Source organism: Pseudomonas sp. MYb193 (assembly GCF_002966775.1).
Taxonomy (GTDB): Bacteria; Pseudomonadota; Gammaproteobacteria; order Pseudomonadales; family Pseudomonadaceae; genus Aquipseudomonas; species Aquipseudomonas paracarnis.
This window is the reverse complement of the sequence record NZ_CP023269.1, coordinates 1,585,461-1,604,505: the sequence shown is the minus strand read 5'-3', so window position 1 is coordinate 1,604,505 and position 19,045 is coordinate 1,585,461. Positions and strand designations below refer to the sequence as shown.

The window sequence follows — 19,045 nt, the reverse complement described above, 5'->3', positions numbered from 1 at the left end:
GCGGGAGTCAGGCAGCATGGCGCAGCAGTATCAACCGGGGCAACGCTGGATTAGTGACAGCGAAGCAGAGCTGGGGTTAGGCACCGTTCTGGCACAGGACGGCCGCTTGTTGACCGTGCTCTATCCGGCCACTGGCGACACTCGCCAGTATGCGCTACGGAATGCGCCCCTCACTCGCGTGAGGTTTTCGCCGGGTGACACCATCACCCATTTCGAAGGCTGGAAAATGACCGTACAGGAAGTCGACGACGTCGATGGCCTGCTGGTCTACCACGGCCTCAATGGGCAGAACGAGCAGGTCACCCTGCCAGAAACCCAACTGTCCAACTTCATCCAGTTCCGCCTGGCCAGTGATCGCCTGTTCGCCGGGCAGATCGACCCGCTGGCGTGGTTCTCGCTGCGCTACCACACCCTGGAACACACCAGCCGCCAGTTGCAGTCCTCGCTGTGGGGCCTGGGTGGCGTACGCGCCCAACCGATTGCCCACCAACTGCACATCGCCCGCGAAGTCGCTGACCGTATCGCGCCACGCGTGTTGCTGGCGGACGAAGTGGGGTTGGGCAAGACCATCGAAGCAGGCCTGGTGATCCATCGCCAACTGCTCTCGGGCCGTGCCAACCGCGTACTGATCCTGGTCCCGGAAAACCTGCAGCACCAATGGCTGGTGGAAATGCGCCGCCGCTTCAACCTGCAGGTTGCGCTGTTCGATGAAGAGCGCTTTATCGAAAGCGATGCCACCAACCCGTTCGAAGACACCCAGCTTGCACTCGTTGCGCTCGAATGGCTGGTGGACGACGAGAAGGCCCAGGACGCGCTGTTCGCCGCAGGCTGGGACTTGCTGGTAGTCGACGAAGCCCACCACCTGGTGTGGCACGAAGACAAGGCCAGCGCCGAATACTCGCTGGTCGAACAACTGGCCGAAGTGATTCCTGGCGTGCTGCTGCTGACCGCCACTCCAGAACAACTGGGCCAGGACAGCCATTTTGCGCGCCTGCGCCTGCTGGACCCGAACCGCTTCCACGATCTGCAAGCCTTCCGCGCCGAGAGTGAAAACTATCGCCCGGTGGCCGAAGCCGTGCAGGAGCTGCTGGACAAGGGCCGCCTGTCGCCGACCGCGCACAAGACCATTCAAGGCTTCCTCGGTGACGAAGGTGAAGCCCTGCTCACCGCCGTCAACGATGGCGACACCGAGGCCAGCGCACGCCTGGTGCGTGAACTGCTGGACCGCCACGGCACCGGCCGCGTGCTGTTTCGCAACACCCGTGCCGCGGTGCAAGGCTTCCCCGAGCGCAAGCTGCACGCCTACCCGCTACCGAACCCGGACGAATACCTCGAACTGCCCCTGGGCGAACACGCCGAGCTGTACCCGGAAGTCAGCTTCCAGGCGCAACCGGACATCGAGGAAGAGAACCGCTGGTGGCGTTTCGACCCTCGGGTCGAGTGGCTGATCGACCAGTTGAAAATGCTCAAGCGCACCAAGGTCCTGGTGATCTGCGCCCACGCCGAAACCGCCATGGACCTGGAAGACGCCCTGCGTGTGCGCTCCGGCATCCCGGCCACGGTGTTCCACGAAGGCATGAATATTCTGGAGCGTGACCGCGCCGCTGCCTATTTTGCCGATGAAGAGTTCGGTGCCCAGGTGCTGATCTGCTCGGAAATCGGCAGTGAAGGCCGCAACTTCCAGTTCTCCCATCACCTGGTGCTGTTCGACCTGCCGTCCCACCCCGACCTGCTGGAACAGCGTATCGGGCGCCTGGACCGGATCGGCCAGAAACACGTGATCGAACTGCACGTGCCGTACCTGGAAACCAGCCCGCAAGAGCGCCTGTTCCAGTGGTACCACGAGGCGCTCAATGCCTTCCTCAACACCTGCCCGACCGGCAACGCCTTGCAGCATCAGTTCGGCCCACGCCTGCTGCCCCTGCTGGAAGCAGCCGACGACGGCGAGTGGCAAGCCCTGATCGACGAAGCCCGTGCCGAGCGCGAGCGCCTGGAGCAGGAGTTGCACACCGGTCGCGACCGCTTGCTCGAACTCAATTCCGGCGGCGCCGGCGAAGGCGATGCACTGGTCGAGGACATCCTCGAACAAGACGACCAGTTCGCCCTGCCGATCTATATGGAAACCCTGTTCGACGCATTCGGCATCGATAGCGAAGACCATTCGGAAAACGCGCTGATCCTCAAGCCCAGCGAAAAAATGCTCGACGCCAGCTTCCCCCTGGGCGACGACGAGGGTGTAACCATCACCTACGACCGTAACCAGGCGCTGTCGCGCGAAGACATGCAGTTCATCACCTGGGAGCACCCGATGGTGCAAGGCGGCATGGACCTGGTGCTGTCCGGTTCCATGGGCAACACCGCCGTGGCACTGATCAAGAACAAGGCGCTCAAGCCAGGCACCGTATTGCTTGAACTGCTGTATGTCAGCGAAGTGGTCGCCCCGCGCTCCCTGCAACTGGGTCGCTACCTGCCACCGGCCGCCTTGCGCTGCCTGCTGGATGCCAACGGCAATGACCTGTCGGGCCGCGTGTCGTTCGTGACCTTGAATGACCAGCTGGAAAGCGTGCCACGGGCCAGCGCGAACAAATTCGTGCAGGCGCAGCGCGACCAACTCACACCGCGCATCAACGCCGGTGAAGAGAAGATCGCCCCGCGTCACGCCGAGCGTGTGGCCGAAGCCAAGCGTCGCCTGGCCGCGGATACCGACGAAGAGCTGGCACGCCTGACCGCGCTGCAAGCGGTCAACCCGACCGTACGTGACAGCGAGTTGGTCGCCTTGCGCAACCAGCGCGAGCAAGGCCTGGCCATGCTCGATAAAGCGGCACTGCGACTGGAAGCGATTCGGGTGTTGGTGGCGGGCTGATAATCCGCAGCCAATTAGGAGGCCCGATTAGTGCGGGCCTTTTTATTGGTCTTGAGGGCCTCATCGGGGCATAGGTATCTACACAACTTTGTAGGCTGTAGCAGCCGACGGTAACCACGATGCGAAGCGAGACGCTCTTGATCTTGATCTGCTTTTGATCTTAGGCGCCCCGTTAAACCACGCTGGCCGGAATTCGACAGGGATTTGGGGGGTAAACCGGCAGGGATGCCGGTTTAGCCGCCCCGCGCCATGGATGGCGCGTGGCGGCGACCCCCCAAATCACTGGCGGATTACGGGCACACCGAGCCTGGGCGAGGTGCCGAGTGGTGGGGCAAGAGCGTTTTGCTTACTTTGCCGCTTTTGCAAAGTGAGCCGCCGTCAGGGCGGAACCTTAAGTGGCCGTTACCGCAGGAATGGATATGTACACGGTCCGACTGTGTTGACTGTCAAGCCGTCTTCGCAGGCAAGCCAGCTCCCACAGTTGGATCGCGGTGCGTCAGTTAGATCAGCGTCGGCTGCCAGGCCGTCGCGGGAGCAAGCTCCCTCGCCACAGGTTTAGCGTCGTACCGAAGTTGTGTAGATACCTATGCTCATCGGGGGCAAGCCCCCTCCCACACTGACCGAGTAGAGTTCAAACAACTCGGTCAAAGGTGGGAGCTGGCTTGCCTGCGAAAGGGTCACCTCGGTCTCAAGCTGTAGCCGCAGCCGTCGGCACCTCAACCGCACTCAACCCTTCCTTCATCCGCTTGGCATCACGCACAAAACTGCGCGAGGCCTGGAACAGAAACAGCATGGTCAAGAACAACGCCACTGGAATCAGGTACATGGCGTCATGCAAGCCTACCGCTTTGTATGCCTCTGTCATCTGCTGCGCCCCAGCCGCATACATCGCCGAATGGGCAAAGTGATCGGACAACGCCCCGACCACCACTGGCCCCATGCCACCGCCGAGCAGATACAGCCCGGCAAAAAACAGCGCCATCGCCGTTGCGCGCAAGCGTGGTTCGACCACGTCCTGGATCGCGGTATACACGCAGGTATAGAAGTTGTAGGCAAACAACCAGCCCACACTGAACAGCGCGACAAACACCCCGATTTCGACACGCCCGGCATGCAATGCCCAGGCGGTGGTGACCGTGGAGATGATCAAGCTGAAGGCGGCGAACAACAGTCGGCCATTGGCGACCCGCTGATGAATCTTGTCGGCAATCCAGCCCCCCAGCGTCAAGCCCACCAAACCGGTCAGGCCGACGATGACACCCGTCGCGACGGCCGCGTCCTGCAACGGCATGAGGAAATAGCGCTGCAGCATCGGCACCAGGAACGAGTTGCACGCATAGGTGGCAAAGTTAAAGCACAACCCGGCCAGCACCAGCCACAGAAAGGTCGGCACAGCCAGCACGCGACGGATCGGGCGGTCGACGCGCTCTTGGGAGACTTGCACGGTTTCCGCCGCACCACGCTTGGGTTCTTTTATGTAGAACATAAACACCGCAAGGATCAGACCCGGCACCGCCGCAATAAAGAAGGGCGCGCGCCAGCTGTCGAACGCCTTGACCATCGCACCGATCGTAAAGAACGCCAGCAACAGGCCCAACGGCAGGCCAAGCATGAAAATCCCCATGGCTCGGGCACGGCGGTGGGCGGGAAAGAGGTCGCCAATCAGCGAATTGGCCGCGGGTGCATAGCTGGCTTCGCCGATGCCAATGCCCATGCGCACCAGCAGGAAGGTCCAGAAACTGCCGACCATGCCGTTGACCGCCGTCAGCCCACTCCAGGCGAACAGGCCCCAGCCCATCAACTTGCTGCGTGAACCGGTGTCGGCCAGGCGCCCGAGCGGCAGCCCGGCAATGGCGTAGACGATGGTAAAAGCGGTGCCGATGATACCGAGCTGGAAGTCGCTCAGGTGCCATTCCATGCGGATGGGCTCAATGATGATCGCGGGAATGGTGCGGTCAAAAAAGTTGAACAGGTTAGCGAGGAACAGCAGGAACAGAATGCGCCAGGCATTCGCCGCTTGGGTCGAGTTCTGCATGGGTCCGTCTCTTTTATTGTTATGAGAGCTGCGATGCCCGATGCATCCTGCTCAGGTCACTGCAACATAGTCAGGCTGGCAGTGATTGTCTGTAATGATTCGTAAAGCTGATAGGGCATGATTTCACCCAGGCAACAGCGGATTTTGCCCACGAAAATATAAGTGCGTGCCCCTCTTCCCAATGGCGATGGCACGGATAGAATGGCGAGCCTTTCGTAGCACCCTCCTCCTACTTTTCTTATTGATGACGCCCATGTCCGAAGCCAGTCCGTGTCTGAATTGCGGTGCCTGCTGTTCACACTTTCGCGTGTCTTTCTTCTGGGGTGAGTGCGCCTCGTCCGGGGGCACGGTGCCCGATGACCTGGTGGTGCAGATCAACCCCAGCCGCGTGGCGATGATCGGCACCGATCAGAAACCTGCACGGTGCTGCAGCCTTGAAGGTGAAGTCGGACAGGCCACCAGCTGCTCTATTTATGAGCAACGCTCCAGCGTATGCCGTGAGTTCGACTCGTCCTGGAGCCAGGGTGTGCAAAATGTCGATTGCGATGCCGCCCGTGCCGCATTCGGCCTGGCGCCGCTGGAAGCCCCACACTTCGAACTCGACCTGCCCATCAGCGCTTAGCACCAAACGCTATGGAAGGCATGTCAAAATAATTTGAGATCAAAACGCCATTACTCATGGCAAATCTTCGGAGACTTCTATACTCGATCCCATCGGTCATCGTCTCTGGCAGTGACATGGCTCTATGACGGGATACGCTATGGAATGGCTGGGGCAGCACTTTTTTACCGACCTTCCAGACAGTGGGCATTTATTACTCAATTGCAGTCATAACCCCTTTCTGGTGCTACTGGCATACCTGGTCGCCTGCGCGGCGGGCTTCGGTACGCTGGACATGGCCGAACGTGTGGGCCATGTCGAAGACCCCACCGCCCGCCGCCATTGGCGCTGGCTGGGCGCGGGTTGTCTGGCAGGCGGAATCTGGTCGACCCATTTCATCAGCATGCTGGCGTTCCAGGCCCCCATCGCCCTTCACTACGAATTGATCATGACGTTCGCCTCGCTGCTGATCGCCCTGATCGCCTCGCTGCTCGCCATGCAGACCCTCAGTCATACCCACCTGCGCTTTCATCAGTACCTGGTGGCTTCGGTGTGGATGGGACTGGGGATCGCGCTGATGCACTACGTGGGCATGTCGGCCATGCGCTCCCAGGCCCAGGTGTACTTCGAAACACGGCTGTTCCTGGCCTCGGTGGCGATTGCCATCGGCGCCAGCCTGGCGGCATTGTTGCTGTCCAGCTACCTGCGCAACGGAACCGGCATGTTTCACCAACTGCTCAAATACGCCGCCAGCCTGGTGCTGGGGGCCGGGATCCTGAGCATGCATTTCACCGGCATGGCGGCCATGCAAATGCTGGTGCCCGCTGGCGCGGATCTTTCATTGCCGGTGGATGGCAGTCCGATTCAACTGGGGTTGTCGGTGGCGGTAATTACCTTGCTGGTGATCGGCAGTAGTGTCAGCGCAGCCCTGGCAGATAAAAAGCTGCAACACAAAGAACGGGACCTGCGCCGGGTCAATGCGCTGCTCAGCGAACTCGATCAGGCCCGCGCTTCACTGCAACAAGTGGCCCACTTCGATGCGCTGACCAGCCTGCTCAACCGCCGTGGTTTCAATCAGATCTTCGCGGAAAAGGTTGCGGAAAAAACCCGAAGCCAAGGCATGCTGGCGGTCATCTTCCTCGACATTGATCACTTCAAGCGCATCAATGACAGCCTCGGCCACGATGCGGGCGACCAGTTGCTCACGGTGCTGGCCAGGCATATCAAGGGCTCGATACGCAGCCATGAAGATGTGGTGGCACGCTTTGGCGGCGATGAATTCTGCATCCTGATCACTATTCATCACCGCGACGAAGCTCGGCAGATGGCCCAGCGCATCATGCAGAAGATGAAAGAGCCCATCGAGCTGGCTGGCCGGCGCATGGTGATGACCACCAGCATCGGCATCAGCCTGTTTCCCGAGGACGGCCACACCTGCGAAGAGCTGCTGAAAACTGCCGACCTGGCGCTGTACCAATCCAAGGACGCCGGGCGCAACAGCTTGCACTTCTTCAGCTCCAACCTGAAAACACGCGCCTTCCTTGAGCTGCAACTGGAGGAAGAACTGCGCGCCGCCTTGCGTACGCGCAACCAGCTGGTGCTGTTTTATCAGCCGATCTTCGACATGAAGCTGGGCAAGGTCACGCGCCTTGAAGCCCTGGTGCGCTGGCAACACCCCCAACACGGGCTGCTGGCCCCGGACCGCTTTATCGGCATTGCCGAGAACAACGGGCTGATTGCCGAGCTGGACCACTGGGTATTGCGCCAGGCCTGTCACGACCTGAGCCTGTTGTCTGACCGGGGCTACACCGAGTTGATCATGGCGGTAAACTGCTCGGCGTTGAACCTGGCGCGTGACGAACTGGCCGATGAAATCGAAGACGCCCTGCGCTTCGCCGGCATAGGCACCAACCGACTTGAACTGGAAGTCACTGAAAATGCGCTGATGGGCAACATCAGCAGCACCCTGGCACTGTTGCGGCAAATTCGCGCCCTGGGTGTGTCACTGGCCATCGATGACTTCGGCACTGGCTATTCGTCGCTGGCTTATCTCAAGCGCTTGCCGCTCAACACCTTGAAGATCGACCGCTCGTTTATCCAGGACATTCCCAAATCCACCGCAGACAGTGAAATTGTCCAGGCGGTTATCGGCATGGCCCACACCCTGCACTTGCAGGTGGTCACCGAAGGCGTGGAAACCCAGGCACAGTTCGAGTTGCTGCTCAAGCATGGCTGTGACTACATCCAAGGCTACCTGCTCAGCCCGGCGGTGCCTTTCAATGACATCATCGGCGTGATGCAGGGGATTGCCATGCGCAATCCGCTATATCCGCTCAGCGTGGAGAACAACGACGCTCCACAGCCAAAAGACCCGACGCCAGGGCGTATCGGTCCGCCGTCTATTGTCAGGCCGATTCGCTGAGACCCAGGCACGGGGAGTGATGGTGTGATCGCGGCTTCTCTTCACACCGGGTCATACCTGGAAACAATTGCGCCACACATTCCTTCGGACCTCAACTGTTCCCGTGACGTTTACGTCACCCTCGGCTGTGACCTTTCTCTACGGCAAGGTGCCATCACGCGTTCAGCAGTTACTCGGCTACACACTTCAGCGCGTGAAAAATACGCACCTTTTTCGTGCGCGACATTCTTATGCCGCCCTTTCCTGGATCAGGATCCATGGCGAGACCACCACCGCCCATAAGCTTGGATCCCGTTCGACCAGGTCCAATGCCCGCGTCGCAGACACCTCGCCAAGGGCACCTGCAGCCAGCCAGGCGGCGACTTTGTCACGGTTGTCTTCGGCCATTCCTTCGGCGGCCTCGATCAAATCCAGGCCGGCATCGACCCACAATAGGGCACCCTTGGCAAAGAACGGTTCAAGCTCCTTCCAGGAAATTTCGGCGGTTTCACCGAGCAGCTTGGCATAGAGGGTGCTTGGTTCTTGCGTCATGGGAATTCACCTGAGTAAAAAATCGGCGCAATCATAGCCCCGTCGCTCAGGCAGAAAAACCCAGTAGCAAATGAAGTAGCGATTGAAACGGGCAGGAAAGCCAAGGAATGCCTTGAAAGCGGTTAGCAGCCCGGCGCAATTCTGTCTTTTTCTTTCACTTAAGCGACATACCCAGGTTTTGCCCCCAGCTGCCAGCTTTTCAAGCGATCAACCGGCGCTCTACACTGTACCGGTACAGTTGCCAGGGCAATGCCGGGGGGATATCCGCGATATCTGATCCGGTTCTGCAGCTCACAAGGCCGCTAGAACTATAAAAAATACAACAGTAAGAGTGGAGCACTATGAATAAGGCTACTAAGCAGATTTCCAAACTGTTTGCCGCTATGGTCCTGGCTGGGGTTGCCGGCCATTCGTTCGCAGCCGACACCATCAAGATCGGCATCGCCGGTCCCAAGACCGGTCCGGTGACGCAATACGGCGACATGCAATTCATGGGTGCCAAGCAAGCCATCAAAGACATCAACGCCAAGGGCGGCGTAGACGGCAAGATGCTTGAGGCCAAGGAATACGACGACGCTTGCGATCCAAAACAAGCCGTGGCCGTTGCCAACAAAGTGGTCAATGATGGCGTCAAGTTCGTCGTTGGCCACCTCTGCTCCAGCTCCACTCAGCCAGCATCGGATATCTATGAAGACGAAGGCGTCATCATGATCACCCCCGCTGCCACCAGCCCTGAAATCACTTCCCGTGGCTACAAGCTGATTTTCCGCACCATCGGCCTGGACAGCGCGCAAGGCCCAGCGGCCGGCAACTACATCGCCGACCACGTGAAGCCGAAAATCGTTGCCGTACTGCACGACAAGCAGCAATACGGTGAAGGTATCGCCAGCGCCGTGAAGAAGACCCTTGAAGAAAAAGGCACCAAGGTTGCCGTCTTCGAAGGCCTGAACGCCGGCGACAAAGACTTCTCCTCGATCATCCAGAAACTCAAGCAAGCCAACGTCGACTTCGTCTACTACGGCGGTTACCACCCTGAGCTGGGCCTGATCCTGCGCCAAGCCAAGGAAAAAGGCCTGAACGCCAAGTTCATGGGCCCAGAGGGCGTGGGTAACGACTCTATCTCGCAAATCGCCCAGGGCGCTTCCGAAGGCCTGCTGGTGACCCTGCCGAAGTCCTTCGACACCGACCCAGCCAACAAAGCCATCGTCGAAGAGTTCGCCAAGAACAAGCAGGACCCAACCGGTCCGTTCGTGTTCCCGGCCTACTCGGCGGTTGAAGTCATCGCCGGCGGTATCGCTGCTGCGAAGAGCGAAGACACCGCCAAAGTGGCCGAGGCCATCCATGCCGGTACCTTCAAGACCCCTACAGGCGACCTGAGCTTCGACGCCAAGGGCGACCTGAAGGACTTCAAGTTCGTGGTCTACGAATGGCACTTCGGTAAACCAAAAACCGAAGTTTCCCCTCAGTAAGCCAGGCGTTACTGGTCAACAAGCCCACTGTGCAAGCAGTGGGCTTTGTTTTACGAGGTTTATGGGCCATGTCACCCGCGATCCGGGCGCTGGCTCACCTGAAAATCTTAAAACCGTCACCAGCGGTTCGCTGGCAAACGCTTTGTGCAACCTGGTCACAGAACAGGGCACCGAGCCGGAAATGACTCCACCAGTGAAATGCGTATCGGGTTTTTAGGAGCGCTGTAATGCCTGAGATCTATCATTTTTTCCAACAGCTGGTTAATGGCCTGACCATTGGCAGCACCTATGCCTTGATAGCCATTGGCTACACAATGGTTTACGGCATCATTGGAATGATCAACTTCGCCCATGGCGAGGTGTACATGATTGGTTCCTACGTGGCCTTCATCGCCCTTGCCGGGCTGGCCATGATGGGGATCCACTCCCTGCCGCTATTGATGACCGCTGCGTTCCTGGCGTCGATCATCGTAACCAGTGCCTATGGCTACAGCATCGAGCGGGTTGCCTACCGTCCCCTGCGGGGCAGCAACCGTTTGATCCCGCTGATTTCTGCCATCGGCATGTCGATTTTCCTGCAGAACACCGTATTGCTGTCCCAGGACTCCAAGGACAAGTCCATTCCCAATCTGATTCCGGGGAGCATCTCCTTCGGCCCGGGTGGCGCACAAGAAGTGCTGATTTCGTACATGCAGATTCTGGTTTTCGTGGTCACCCTGGTGGCCATGCTGGGCCTGACGCTGTTCATCTCCCGCTCCCGTCTGGGGCGCGCCTGCCGGGCCTGCGCCGAAGACATCAAGATGGCCAACCTGCTGGGCATCAACACCAACAACATCATCGCCCTGACCTTCGTCATTGGTGCTGCGCTGGCGGCCGTGGCGGCCGTGTTGCTGAGCATGCAATACGGCGTGATCAACCCCAACGCCGGTTTCCTGGTGGGTCTCAAGGCCTTTACCGCAGCGGTATTGGGCGGCATCGGCAGTATCCCGGGCGCCATGCTCGGCGGGCTGGTGCTGGGGGTGGCCGAAGCCTTTGGCGCCGATATCTTCGGTGACCAGTACAAGGACGTCGTCGCGTTCGGCCTGTTGGTTCTGGTGTTGTTGTTCCGTCCGACCGGCATCCTGGGCCGTCCGGAGGTTGAGAAAGTATGAGCAGATATCTTAAATCGGCGTTTTTCAGCGCCTTGCTGGTATGGGCCGTGGCCTTTCCGGTACTCGGTCTCAAGCTGAGCATTGTCGGCATCAACCTGGAAGTGCATGGCACCGGGCCCGTCACCCTGACCGTCATCGCGCTGTGTTCGGTGCTGATGTTCCTGCGTGTACTGTTCACCCAGCAGGTCGGTGCCTTGTTCAAGGGTAACCGTGGCCCGTTGGTGTCGCCCAAGGTCAGCCAATTTCTGACCCTGCCGCGCACCCAGCGCTACATCATCATCGGGTTGATCATCGCGGCGCTGATCTGGCCGTTTTTCGGCTCGCGCGGCGCGGTCGACATTGCCACGCTGATCCTGATCTACGTGTTGCTGGGCCTGGGCCTGAACATCGTGGTGGGCCTGGCAGGCCTGCTCGACCTGGGTTATGTGGGCTTCTACGCCGTGGGTGCCTACACCTACGCGCTGCTCTCGCACTACCTGGGCTGGAGCTTCTGGATCTGCCTGCCGTTGGCGGGTATGGCGGCGGCCACGTTCGGCTTCCTGCTGGGCTTCCCGGTGCTGCGCCTGCGCGGTGACTACCTGGCCATCGTGACCCTGGGCTTCGGCGAAATCATTCGCCTGTTCCTGCGTAACCTCACCGATATCACCGGTGGCCCCAACGGTATCAGCAGCATTCCCAAGCCGACGTTCTTCGGGCTGTCGTTCGACCGCACCGCCGCCGAAGGCATGCAGACCTTCCACGAGTACTTCGGGATTGCCTACAACCCGGTGAGCAAAGTGGTGTTCCTTTACCTTGTGGCGCTGCTTTTGGCGTTGGCGGCACTGTTCGTGATCAACCGCCTGCTGCGCATGCCCATCGGCCGTGCGTGGGAAGCGCTGCGCGAAGATGAAATCGCCTGCCGTGCCCTGGGCCTGAACCCGACCATCATCAAGCTTTCCGCATTCACCCTGGGCGCTGCATTCGCCGGTTTTGCCGGCAGCTTCTTCGCCGCTCGCCAAGGCCTCGTGACACCGGAATCGTTCACCTTTATCGAGTCGGCGATCATTCTCGCCATCGTGGTACTGGGTGGCATGGGCTCGCAACTGGGCGTGATCCTGGCGGCCATCGTGATGATCCTGCTGCCGGAAATGATGCGTGAGTTCAGCGAATACCGCATGTTGATGTTCGGCGCCATGATGGTGCTGATGATGATCTGGCGCCCTCAAGGCCTGCTGCCCATGCAACGTCCACACATGGAGCTGCGCAAATGAGCCGCGAGATCCTGAAAGTCGAAAACCTGAGCATGCGCTTCGGCGGTTTGCTGGCGGTCAATGGCGTGGCCCTGACCGTCAAAGAGAAACAAGTGGTAGCGCTGATCGGCCCCAACGGCGCCGGCAAGACCACGGTGTTCAACTGCCTAACCGGTTTCTACAAGCCGAGCGGTGGCAGCATCCTGCTGGACGGCCAACCCATACAGGGCCTGGCCGGCCACGAAATCGCCCGCAAAGGCGTGGTGCGTACCTTCCAGAACGTGCGGTTGTTCAAGGACATGACGGCGGTCGAGAACCTGTTGATCGCCCAGCACCGTCACTTGAACACCAACTTCTTCGCCGGCCTGTTCAAGACCCCGGCGTTCCGCAAGAGCGAACGCGAGGCTATGGAATACGCGGCGTACTGGCTGGACAAGGTCAACCTGACCGAGTTCGCCAACCGCCCCGCCGGTACCCTCGCCTACGGCCAGCAACGTCGCCTGGAAATCGCCCGTTGCATGATGACCCGCCCGCGCATCCTTATGCTCGACGAACCTGCCGCGGGCCTGAACCCCAAGGAAACCGAAGACCTCAAGGCGCTGATCAGTGTGCTGCGTGAGGAAAACAACGCCACGGTTCTGTTGATCGAACACGACATGAAACTGGTCATGAGCATCTCCGACCATATCGTGGTGATCAACCAGGGCACGCCGCTGGCCAACGGGACGCCGGAGCAGATCCGCGACAATCCTGAAGTGATCAAAGCCTACTTGGGGGAAGCGTAAAATGCTGCAATTCGAAAACGTTTCCACTTTCTACGGCAAGATCCAGGCCCTGCACAGCGTCAATGTGGAAGTGCGCCAGGGTGAGATTGTCACCCTGATCGGCGCCAACGGTGCCGGCAAATCGACCTTGCTGATGACCTTGTGCGGTTCGCCGCAAGCCTACAGTGGCAGCATCCGCTACATGGGTGAAGAACTGGTGGGCAAGCACTCCGCCGAGATCATGCGCAAGAGCATTGCGGTGGTGCCGGAAGGCCGCCGGGTGTTTTCGCGCCTGACCGTGGAAGAGAACCTGGCCATGGGTGGGTTCTTTACCGACAAGGGCGATTACCAGGAGCAGATGGACAAGGTGCTGCACCTGTTCCCCCGCCTCAAGGAACGCTTCAGCCAGCGCGGCGGCACCATGTCCGGCGGCGAGCAGCAAATGCTCGCCATCGGCCGGGCGCTGATGAGCAAGCCCAAGCTGTTGTTGCTGGACGAGCCTTCCCTGGGCCTGGCACCGATCATCATCCAACAGATCTTCGACATCATCGAACAGCTGCGCAAGGACGGTGTGACGGTGTTTTTGGTGGAGCAGAACGCCAACCAGGCGCTGAAAATCGCTGACCGTGCCTATGTGCTGGAGAATGGCCGGGTGGTGATGCAGGGTACGGGTGAGCAATTGCTGACCGATCCGAAGGTGCGGGAGGCGTACCTCGGCGGCTAAGAAAGAGTGAGTTCAGAGTGGGAGCTGGCTTGTGTGGGAGCTGGCTTGCCTGCGATAGCATCACCCCGGTGTATCTGAAAAACCGAGGCGTTTGCATCGCGGGCAAGCCCGACTCCCACATTTGCTTTGTATAAGTCATTAAACAGGTGTTGTTTGCAGTTTTTTTCGATGGCTTTGTAACGAATTCCCTCCCCCTTTCTCTAGTGGTGCATGCAGGCAATCAAGCCTGCGCATTCAACCACTGCTGGAGACACACCATGACCACCAAACTGTCCGCTGCCACCCTCGTCCTGGCCCTTGGTTCTGCCCTGAGCCTGTCCGCCCTGACCACCACCGCCCACGCGGCCGACGACATGCAGAAATGCTTCGGCGTGGCTGAAGCCGGCAAGAATGACTGCGCCGCGGGCGCCGGTACTTCCTGCGCTGGCACCTCCAAGACCAAAGACCAGGCCAATGCCTGGAAGCTGGTCCCCGCCGGCACTTGCACCAAGACCCCAAGCACCACCTCGCCGACCGGTTTTGGCCAGGAAGCGGCCTTCACCGCCAAATCCTGAACCCCGCGCAGCCTGAGTACTGATGATGACGCTTACAGCCCAACACGCGGTCTCACCGGCTCAGGTGCCCGGCCTCCCCTATCGGGCCGGGCTGGGGCTCAAGACCGAGCACTTCACCGAGGTGCTCGAGACCCGCCCCGACATCGGTTTCTTCGAAGTACACGCCGAAAACTACATGGTGGCCGGCGGCCCGTTTCATCACTACCTGGGGTTGATTCGTGCGCAGTACCCCCTGTCACTGCACGGCGTCGGCCTGTCCATCGGCGGCGAAGCCCCCTTGGATCGCGAGCACCTGGCACGCTTGGCCACGCTGATCGAACGCTATCAACCCCAGTCTTTTTCCGAACACCTGGCCTGGTCCAGCCACGGCCCGGTGTTTCTCAACGACCTGCTGCCCCTGGCCTACGACGCCTGCACCCTGGAGCGGGTATGCGAACACGTGGATCAGGTACAGAGCGCACTCAAGCGACCGATGCTGCTGGAAAACCCCTCCACTTACCTGCAGTTCGAACGCTCTACCCTGGACGAAACCGACTTCATCAGCCAGATCGTCCGCCGTACCGGTTGCGGCCTGCTGCTCGACGTCAACAACGTCTACGTGTCCTGCATCAATCACCAGCGCGACCCGCTGGCCTACATCGATGCCCTGCCATTGCACGCAGTGGATGAGATTCATCTGGCCGGTTTTGCCGAAGACACCGACAGCCTGGGCGACCGCCTGCTGATCGATGATCACGGCGCGCCGATCGATAACGCCGTGTGGCAGCTGTACGCACAGGTGCTGACGCGGACCGGAGCGGTAGCGACGCTGATCGAGCGGGATAACCAGGTGCCCGCGTTCAGCGTGCTGCAAGCAGAGGCCCGGCAGGCCGAATGGTATTTGTCGCAGGTGGCCCGATGAGTATTCAGCAGACTTTTGCCGAGGCTTTACTGGCCCCGCAAGCAACCTGCCCCGAGGGCGTGTTCAGCAGCAACGGTGCTGAGCCGGCGAGCCGCTTTGCGGTGTATCGAAACAATGTCCATAGCGCTTTGATCAATGCTTTGGCAGCCGCCTACCCGGTGGCGCGGCAACTGGTCGGCGATGAGTTTTTCCGCGCCATGGCCGGTCTGTATGCCCAGGCCCACCCGCCCACCAGTCCCTTGATCAGTGAGTACGGCGGCACGTTCGCTGACTTTATCCAGGGTTTCGAACCAGCCTGGAGCGTGCCCTACCTGGCCGATGTCGCCCGGCTGGAACGCTTGAGGGTCCGCGCTTATCACGCGGCGGATTGCCAGGTTCTGGATCAGCACTGCGTACTTCGGCAACTGCAAGGTTGCGCGCAACTGGGGGAACTGCGTGTACGACTGCATCCGTCACTTGCCACGTTGGAATCTTCCTACGCGGTGGTATCGGTTTGGGCGGCGCACCAGGCCGACGGGGCCATCACCAGCTTGAACCCCTGGTATGCCCAAGGCGCGCTGGTCTTGCGCCAAGGGTTGGTGGTCAAGGTATTCGCCATCGACCGCGGGTCTGTGACTTTTATCAACCGACTCAACCAAGGCGCAGGGCTGGAAATGGCCATAGCTGATGCCCTGCAAGCCTCCGACGAATTCGATTTGCACCTATGTCTCACGCTGTTGATCAGCCACGACGCCATCACCCATTTGCATCTGCAACCAGAGGTATCGCCATGAACTTTCCCGCTCCCTGCCTGGTAAAACGAACCGTCGCACTGTTTGAAAAAATCCCCTACAGCCTGATCGCCTTTATGGCGCGCTTCTCCATTGCGGCGGTGTTCTGGAAGTCTGGCCAGACCAAGGTCGAAGGCTTTGCCATTGACCTGATCAGCGGCACCTTCCAATGGGGTGAACCCAAACTTGCCGCCTCGACCCTCTTTTTGTTTCGCAGCGAATACCAATTGCCTCTGCTGTCGCCAGAGGTGGCCGCGCACCTGGCAGCCTTTGCCGAGCACTTTTTCCCGGTATTGATTCTGCTGGGGTTCGCCACGCGCTTCTCGGCCCTGGCCTTGATCGGCATGACCTTGACCATCCAGCTGTTCGTCTACCCTGACGCCTACCCCACTCACGGCACCTGGCTTGCGCTGTTATTGTTGTTGCTTGCCAAAGGCCCGGGCTGCCTGTCCATCGACTACCTGATTGCCCGTCGTTATCGCTGAAGCCGATCCAGCGCTTCGCCGCTGCGCTTGAACCAGTCCACCAGGTAGTCGGCCAGCACCTGGGTACGCCGAGGCAAACCGCCCTGGTAGGGATGCACCAGGTACATCGGCATGCTGCGTGTCTGATAATCGCGCAGCAGCCAGCGCAATCGGCCGTCAGCCAGCTCCGTGGGTAGAACGTAGGACGGCAGGCGAGCAATACCGGCGCCGACCAACGCGGCTTTTTTCAACAGGTTGTAGTGGTTGGAGGCGAAGGTGCCGCTCACCTTTACCCGCAGCAATTCGTGTTGCTGGTGGTACAACCATTCCTCGCGGCCGCTGTAATGACTGTTGAGCAAACAGCTGTGCGCCGCCAGGTCTGCTGGGGTCTGCGGCTCGCCATGCTGTTCCAGATAAGCCGGGCTGGCGCAGGTCATCTCATGCCAGGCCAGCAAAGGTTTAGCCACCAAGCGTTCATGTTCGATGGCGCCCGAACGTACCCCCAAGTCAAAACCATCCCGTGCCAAGTCTCGGTAGCTGTTATTGAGCTCCAGCTCGATCTGCACCTGCGGGTATTGCTTGGAGAACTCCAGCAGCAAGCCATCGAAGAAGGTTTCACCCAACGACACTGGAACGGTCATACGCACAGGGCCAGCCAAATCATCTTTGAGCCGCGCCAATGCCTGCCGGGCGCGTTCCACCTGCACCACCAATGCTTGTGCCTGGGGCAGCAACGCCGCGCCGGCAGCAGTAAGGCTCAGCTTGCGCGTGGTGCGGTGCAGCAAAACCACGGCAAACTGCGCTTCCAACTGGCTGATGCGCTTGGACAACTGCCCTTTGCTGCAGCCCAATTGTGCGGCCGCCACGGTGAAACTGCCGGCTTCGATCAGCACGGCGAACGCCGCCAGGTCATCCATTTCGCTCATGAACTGTTTCCAGTTGAAAACCAAAAGTTGCCTATTAGCACGTTTATCCAGTTAAAAAGCCACATTAGACTGAACGCAAATCCCAACCCCTGTAGGAGCGAGCTTGCTCGCGAAGAACGTCAACGATCACGCGGTAAGCCTGACTACACGCCGGCGACCTTGAGTTTTTCGCGAGCAAGCTCGCTCCTGCAAGGAATCAGCCCCAGAGGAACAGCACGATGAAAATTCTATTGATCGGTGCCAGCGGCACCATCGGTTCAGCGGTCAAGGCGGAACTGGCCCAGCGCCACGAAGTGATCAGCATCGGCCGCACCAGCGGTGACTTCCAGGTGGATATCAGCGATAGCGCCTCGATCCGCACGCTGTTCGAACAGACCGGCAAGTTCGACGCCCTGATCTGCGCGGCAGGCAGCGTCAACTTCGTGCCCTTGGCAGACATGCACGACAGCGATTTCGAACTGGGCCTGCGTGACAAGCTGATGGGCCAGGTCAACCTGCTGTTGATCGGCCGTGAGTACGCCAACGATGGCGCTTCATTCACTTTCACCAGCGGCATCCTGAACCGTGATCCGATCCGCACCGGCGCTTCGGCGGCCTTGGTCAACGGTGCATTGGACGCCTTCGTCAAAGCGGCGGCCATTGAATTGCCACGCGGCCTGCGTATCAACTCGGTCAGCCCGACGGTGCTGCTGGAAGCCATGGGCAGCTATGCCCCTTATTTCCGTGGCTACAAACCTGCCCCCGCCGCCGATGTGGCGCTGGCTTACGCAAAAAGCGTCGAGGGCCTACAAACTGGTCAGACCTTTATCGTGGGGTGAGGGTGAGTGCTGTAAGAAACGCCTGAAGCTGGCAAGCGGGCTTGTGATGCACGGCCAGCCTGCGTAACGTGGCGGCACTTGCCTGGAGACCCGATAATGCGCGCCGCCCGTACCCTCGTTCTGTTTGCCTTGCTTCCTGTATTCGCCGCCTGCCAACTGTTCGAAAGCGAGCCGGCCAAGCCATCGACTGTCGGGCTGACCCGTATGCAGGGTGAGTTGACCGCGGTGGACGGCAAACTGCTGTTCCAGCCGTGCGGCGGCCAGCGTAGCTACGTGGTCAACGACACCGGCGGCACCAGCGTCCTGCAGGAAGCCGCCTCGCTGGCCGGTCAGCAGGGCAAGCTGTTTGCCGACCTGCGCGGCAAGTTTTCCGGGGTCGCCAGCGGCACCCAGGGTTCAGTGGACCTGCAACAGCTGTATCGCGTCGAACGCTCGACTTCAGCGTGCTCCGACCCGGACTTCAAGCGCATGATCCTGCGGGCCAACGGCCATAAACCCGCTTGGGCAATGAATGTCACGGCCAAGGGCATGGTGCTGGAACGCGAAGGCCATCCACCTTTGGCAGTGCCGTACGTCGAGGAACAACTGGGCGACGGCCGCTTCAACCTGATGACCGAAGCCAACAACCAGCACATCGAACTGTGGGTGGCGCCCCAGCGCTGCGTCGACAGTGTGAGCGGCAGCCTGCAACACATGAGCGCCGAGTTGCGCGTGAACGGCCAGGTGCAGCGTGGTTGCGCAGCATTCGGCGGCTCGCGGGACGACTGATTAGGCCCTGTGCTGTTTTAACCTGACGGAAACTTGCCATTGGGGCTTATAATCG

The 19,045-nt window shown here is 60.0% G+C and carries 17 protein-coding genes; 14 read left to right on the top strand and 3 right to left on the bottom strand.

What is annotated here, in order from left to right; genetic code table 11:
• The first annotated feature begins 16 nt into the window (after positions 1–16).
• On the top strand, positions 17–2,863 hold the full coding sequence (rapA, locus tag CLM72_RS07475) for an RNA polymerase-associated protein RapA (protein ID WP_034125960.1): 2,847 nt from the start codon (positions 17–19) through the stop codon (positions 2,861–2,863).
• Positions 2,864–3,551: 688 nt separating this feature from the next.
• Here the strand turns inward: rapA and CLM72_RS07465 are convergent.
• The gene (locus tag CLM72_RS07465; protein WP_105226057.1) at positions 3,552–4,898 is read right to left on the bottom strand and encodes an MFS transporter; all 1,347 of its coding nucleotides are present in this window, start codon (positions 4,896–4,898) and stop codon (positions 3,552–3,554) included.
• Positions 4,899–5,151: 253 nt separating this feature from the next.
• Between CLM72_RS07465 and CLM72_RS07455 the strand changes: the two genes are divergently transcribed.
• Positions 5,152–5,520 carry a YkgJ family cysteine cluster protein gene (locus tag CLM72_RS07455; RefSeq protein ID WP_057975629.1) on the top strand — a complete coding sequence of 123 codons (369 nt, stop codon included), beginning with the start codon at positions 5,152–5,154 and terminating at the stop codon, positions 5,518–5,520.
• Positions 5,521–5,659: 139 nt separating this feature from the next.
• A complete protein-coding gene (locus CLM72_RS07450) occupies positions 5,660–7,921 on the top strand; it encodes a bifunctional diguanylate cyclase/phosphodiesterase (RefSeq protein ID WP_105226056.1) in 2,262 nt (753 codons plus the stop codon).
• A 228-nt stretch (positions 7,922–8,149) separates the two neighbouring features.
• Here the strand turns inward: CLM72_RS07450 and CLM72_RS07445 are convergent, their stop codons facing one another.
• Positions 8,150–8,452, bottom strand: a complete 303-nt coding sequence (locus tag CLM72_RS07445; protein WP_105226055.1) for a DUF2288 domain-containing protein — start codon at positions 8,450–8,452, stop codon at positions 8,150–8,152.
• Positions 8,453–8,793: 341 nt separating this feature from the next.
• On the opposite strand from CLM72_RS07445, the gene CLM72_RS07440 reads away from it, so the two are divergent.
• From CLM72_RS07440 to CLM72_RS07400, 9 genes are all read left to right on the top strand, one after another.
• Complete coding sequence (locus CLM72_RS07440) at positions 8,794–9,921, top strand: branched-chain amino acid ABC transporter substrate-binding protein (RefSeq protein ID WP_003193533.1); 1,128 nt, start codon at positions 8,794–8,796, stop codon at positions 9,919–9,921.
• 227 nt (positions 9,922–10,148) lie between these two features.
• Positions 10,149–11,072 (top strand): high-affinity branched-chain amino acid ABC transporter permease LivH, encoded by a 924-nt coding sequence (gene livH / locus CLM72_RS07435; RefSeq protein WP_003193535.1) that lies wholly within the window; start codon positions 10,149–10,151, stop codon positions 11,070–11,072.
• Positions 11,069–12,322: a high-affinity branched-chain amino acid ABC transporter permease LivM gene (locus tag CLM72_RS07430; protein ID WP_034125955.1), complete on the top strand. Its 1,254-nt coding sequence runs from the start codon at positions 11,069–11,071 to the stop codon at positions 12,320–12,322. Before livH ends, CLM72_RS07430 begins: the two co-directional genes overlap by 4 nt.
• Complete coding sequence (gene livG, locus CLM72_RS07425) at positions 12,319–13,086, top strand: high-affinity branched-chain amino acid ABC transporter ATP-binding protein LivG (protein WP_003193538.1); 768 nt, start codon at positions 12,319–12,321, stop codon at positions 13,084–13,086. Before CLM72_RS07430 ends, livG begins: the two co-directional genes overlap by 4 nt.
• Position 13,087: 1 nt before the next feature.
• Positions 13,088–13,789, top strand: coding sequence for an ABC transporter ATP-binding protein (locus tag CLM72_RS07420; RefSeq protein ID WP_003193540.1), 702 nt, complete (start codon positions 13,088–13,090; stop codon positions 13,787–13,789).
• Between the two features lie 257 nt (positions 13,790–14,046).
• Complete coding sequence (locus CLM72_RS07415; protein ID WP_034125953.1) at positions 14,047–14,343, top strand: DUF2282 domain-containing protein; 297 nt, start codon at positions 14,047–14,049, stop codon at positions 14,341–14,343.
• 22 nt (positions 14,344–14,365) lie between these two features.
• Positions 14,366–15,244, top strand: a complete 879-nt coding sequence (locus tag CLM72_RS07410) for a DUF692 domain-containing protein (RefSeq protein WP_105226054.1) — start codon at positions 14,366–14,368, stop codon at positions 15,242–15,244.
• Positions 15,241–16,017, top strand: coding sequence for a DUF2063 domain-containing protein (locus CLM72_RS07405; RefSeq protein ID WP_105226053.1), 777 nt, complete (start codon positions 15,241–15,243; stop codon positions 16,015–16,017). Before CLM72_RS07410 ends, CLM72_RS07405 begins: the two co-directional genes overlap by 4 nt.
• The gene (locus tag CLM72_RS07400; protein ID WP_105226052.1) at positions 16,014–16,499 is read left to right on the top strand and encodes a DoxX family protein; all 486 of its coding nucleotides are present in this window, start codon (positions 16,014–16,016) and stop codon (positions 16,497–16,499) included. The genes CLM72_RS07405 and CLM72_RS07400 overlap by 4 nt, the downstream gene beginning before the upstream one ends.
• Here the strand turns inward: CLM72_RS07400 and CLM72_RS07395 are convergent.
• Entirely contained in the window at positions 16,490–17,404 is a 915-nt protein-coding gene (locus tag CLM72_RS07395) for a LysR family transcriptional regulator (RefSeq protein ID WP_073522612.1), read from the bottom strand. The genes CLM72_RS07400 and CLM72_RS07395 overlap by 10 nt on opposite strands.
• 218 nt (positions 17,405–17,622) lie before the next feature.
• On the opposite strand from CLM72_RS07395, the gene CLM72_RS07390 reads away from it, so the two are divergent.
• Both CLM72_RS07390 and CLM72_RS07385 read left to right on the top strand, forming a co-directional pair.
• Complete coding sequence (locus tag CLM72_RS07390) at positions 17,623–18,222, top strand: short chain dehydrogenase (protein ID WP_105226051.1); 600 nt, start codon at positions 17,623–17,625, stop codon at positions 18,220–18,222.
• A 96-nt stretch (positions 18,223–18,318) separates the two neighbouring features.
• On the top strand, positions 18,319–18,990 hold the full coding sequence (locus CLM72_RS07385; protein WP_105226050.1) for a COG3650 family protein: 672 nt from the start codon (positions 18,319–18,321) through the stop codon (positions 18,988–18,990).
• Positions 18,991–19,045: the final 55 nt, after the last annotated feature.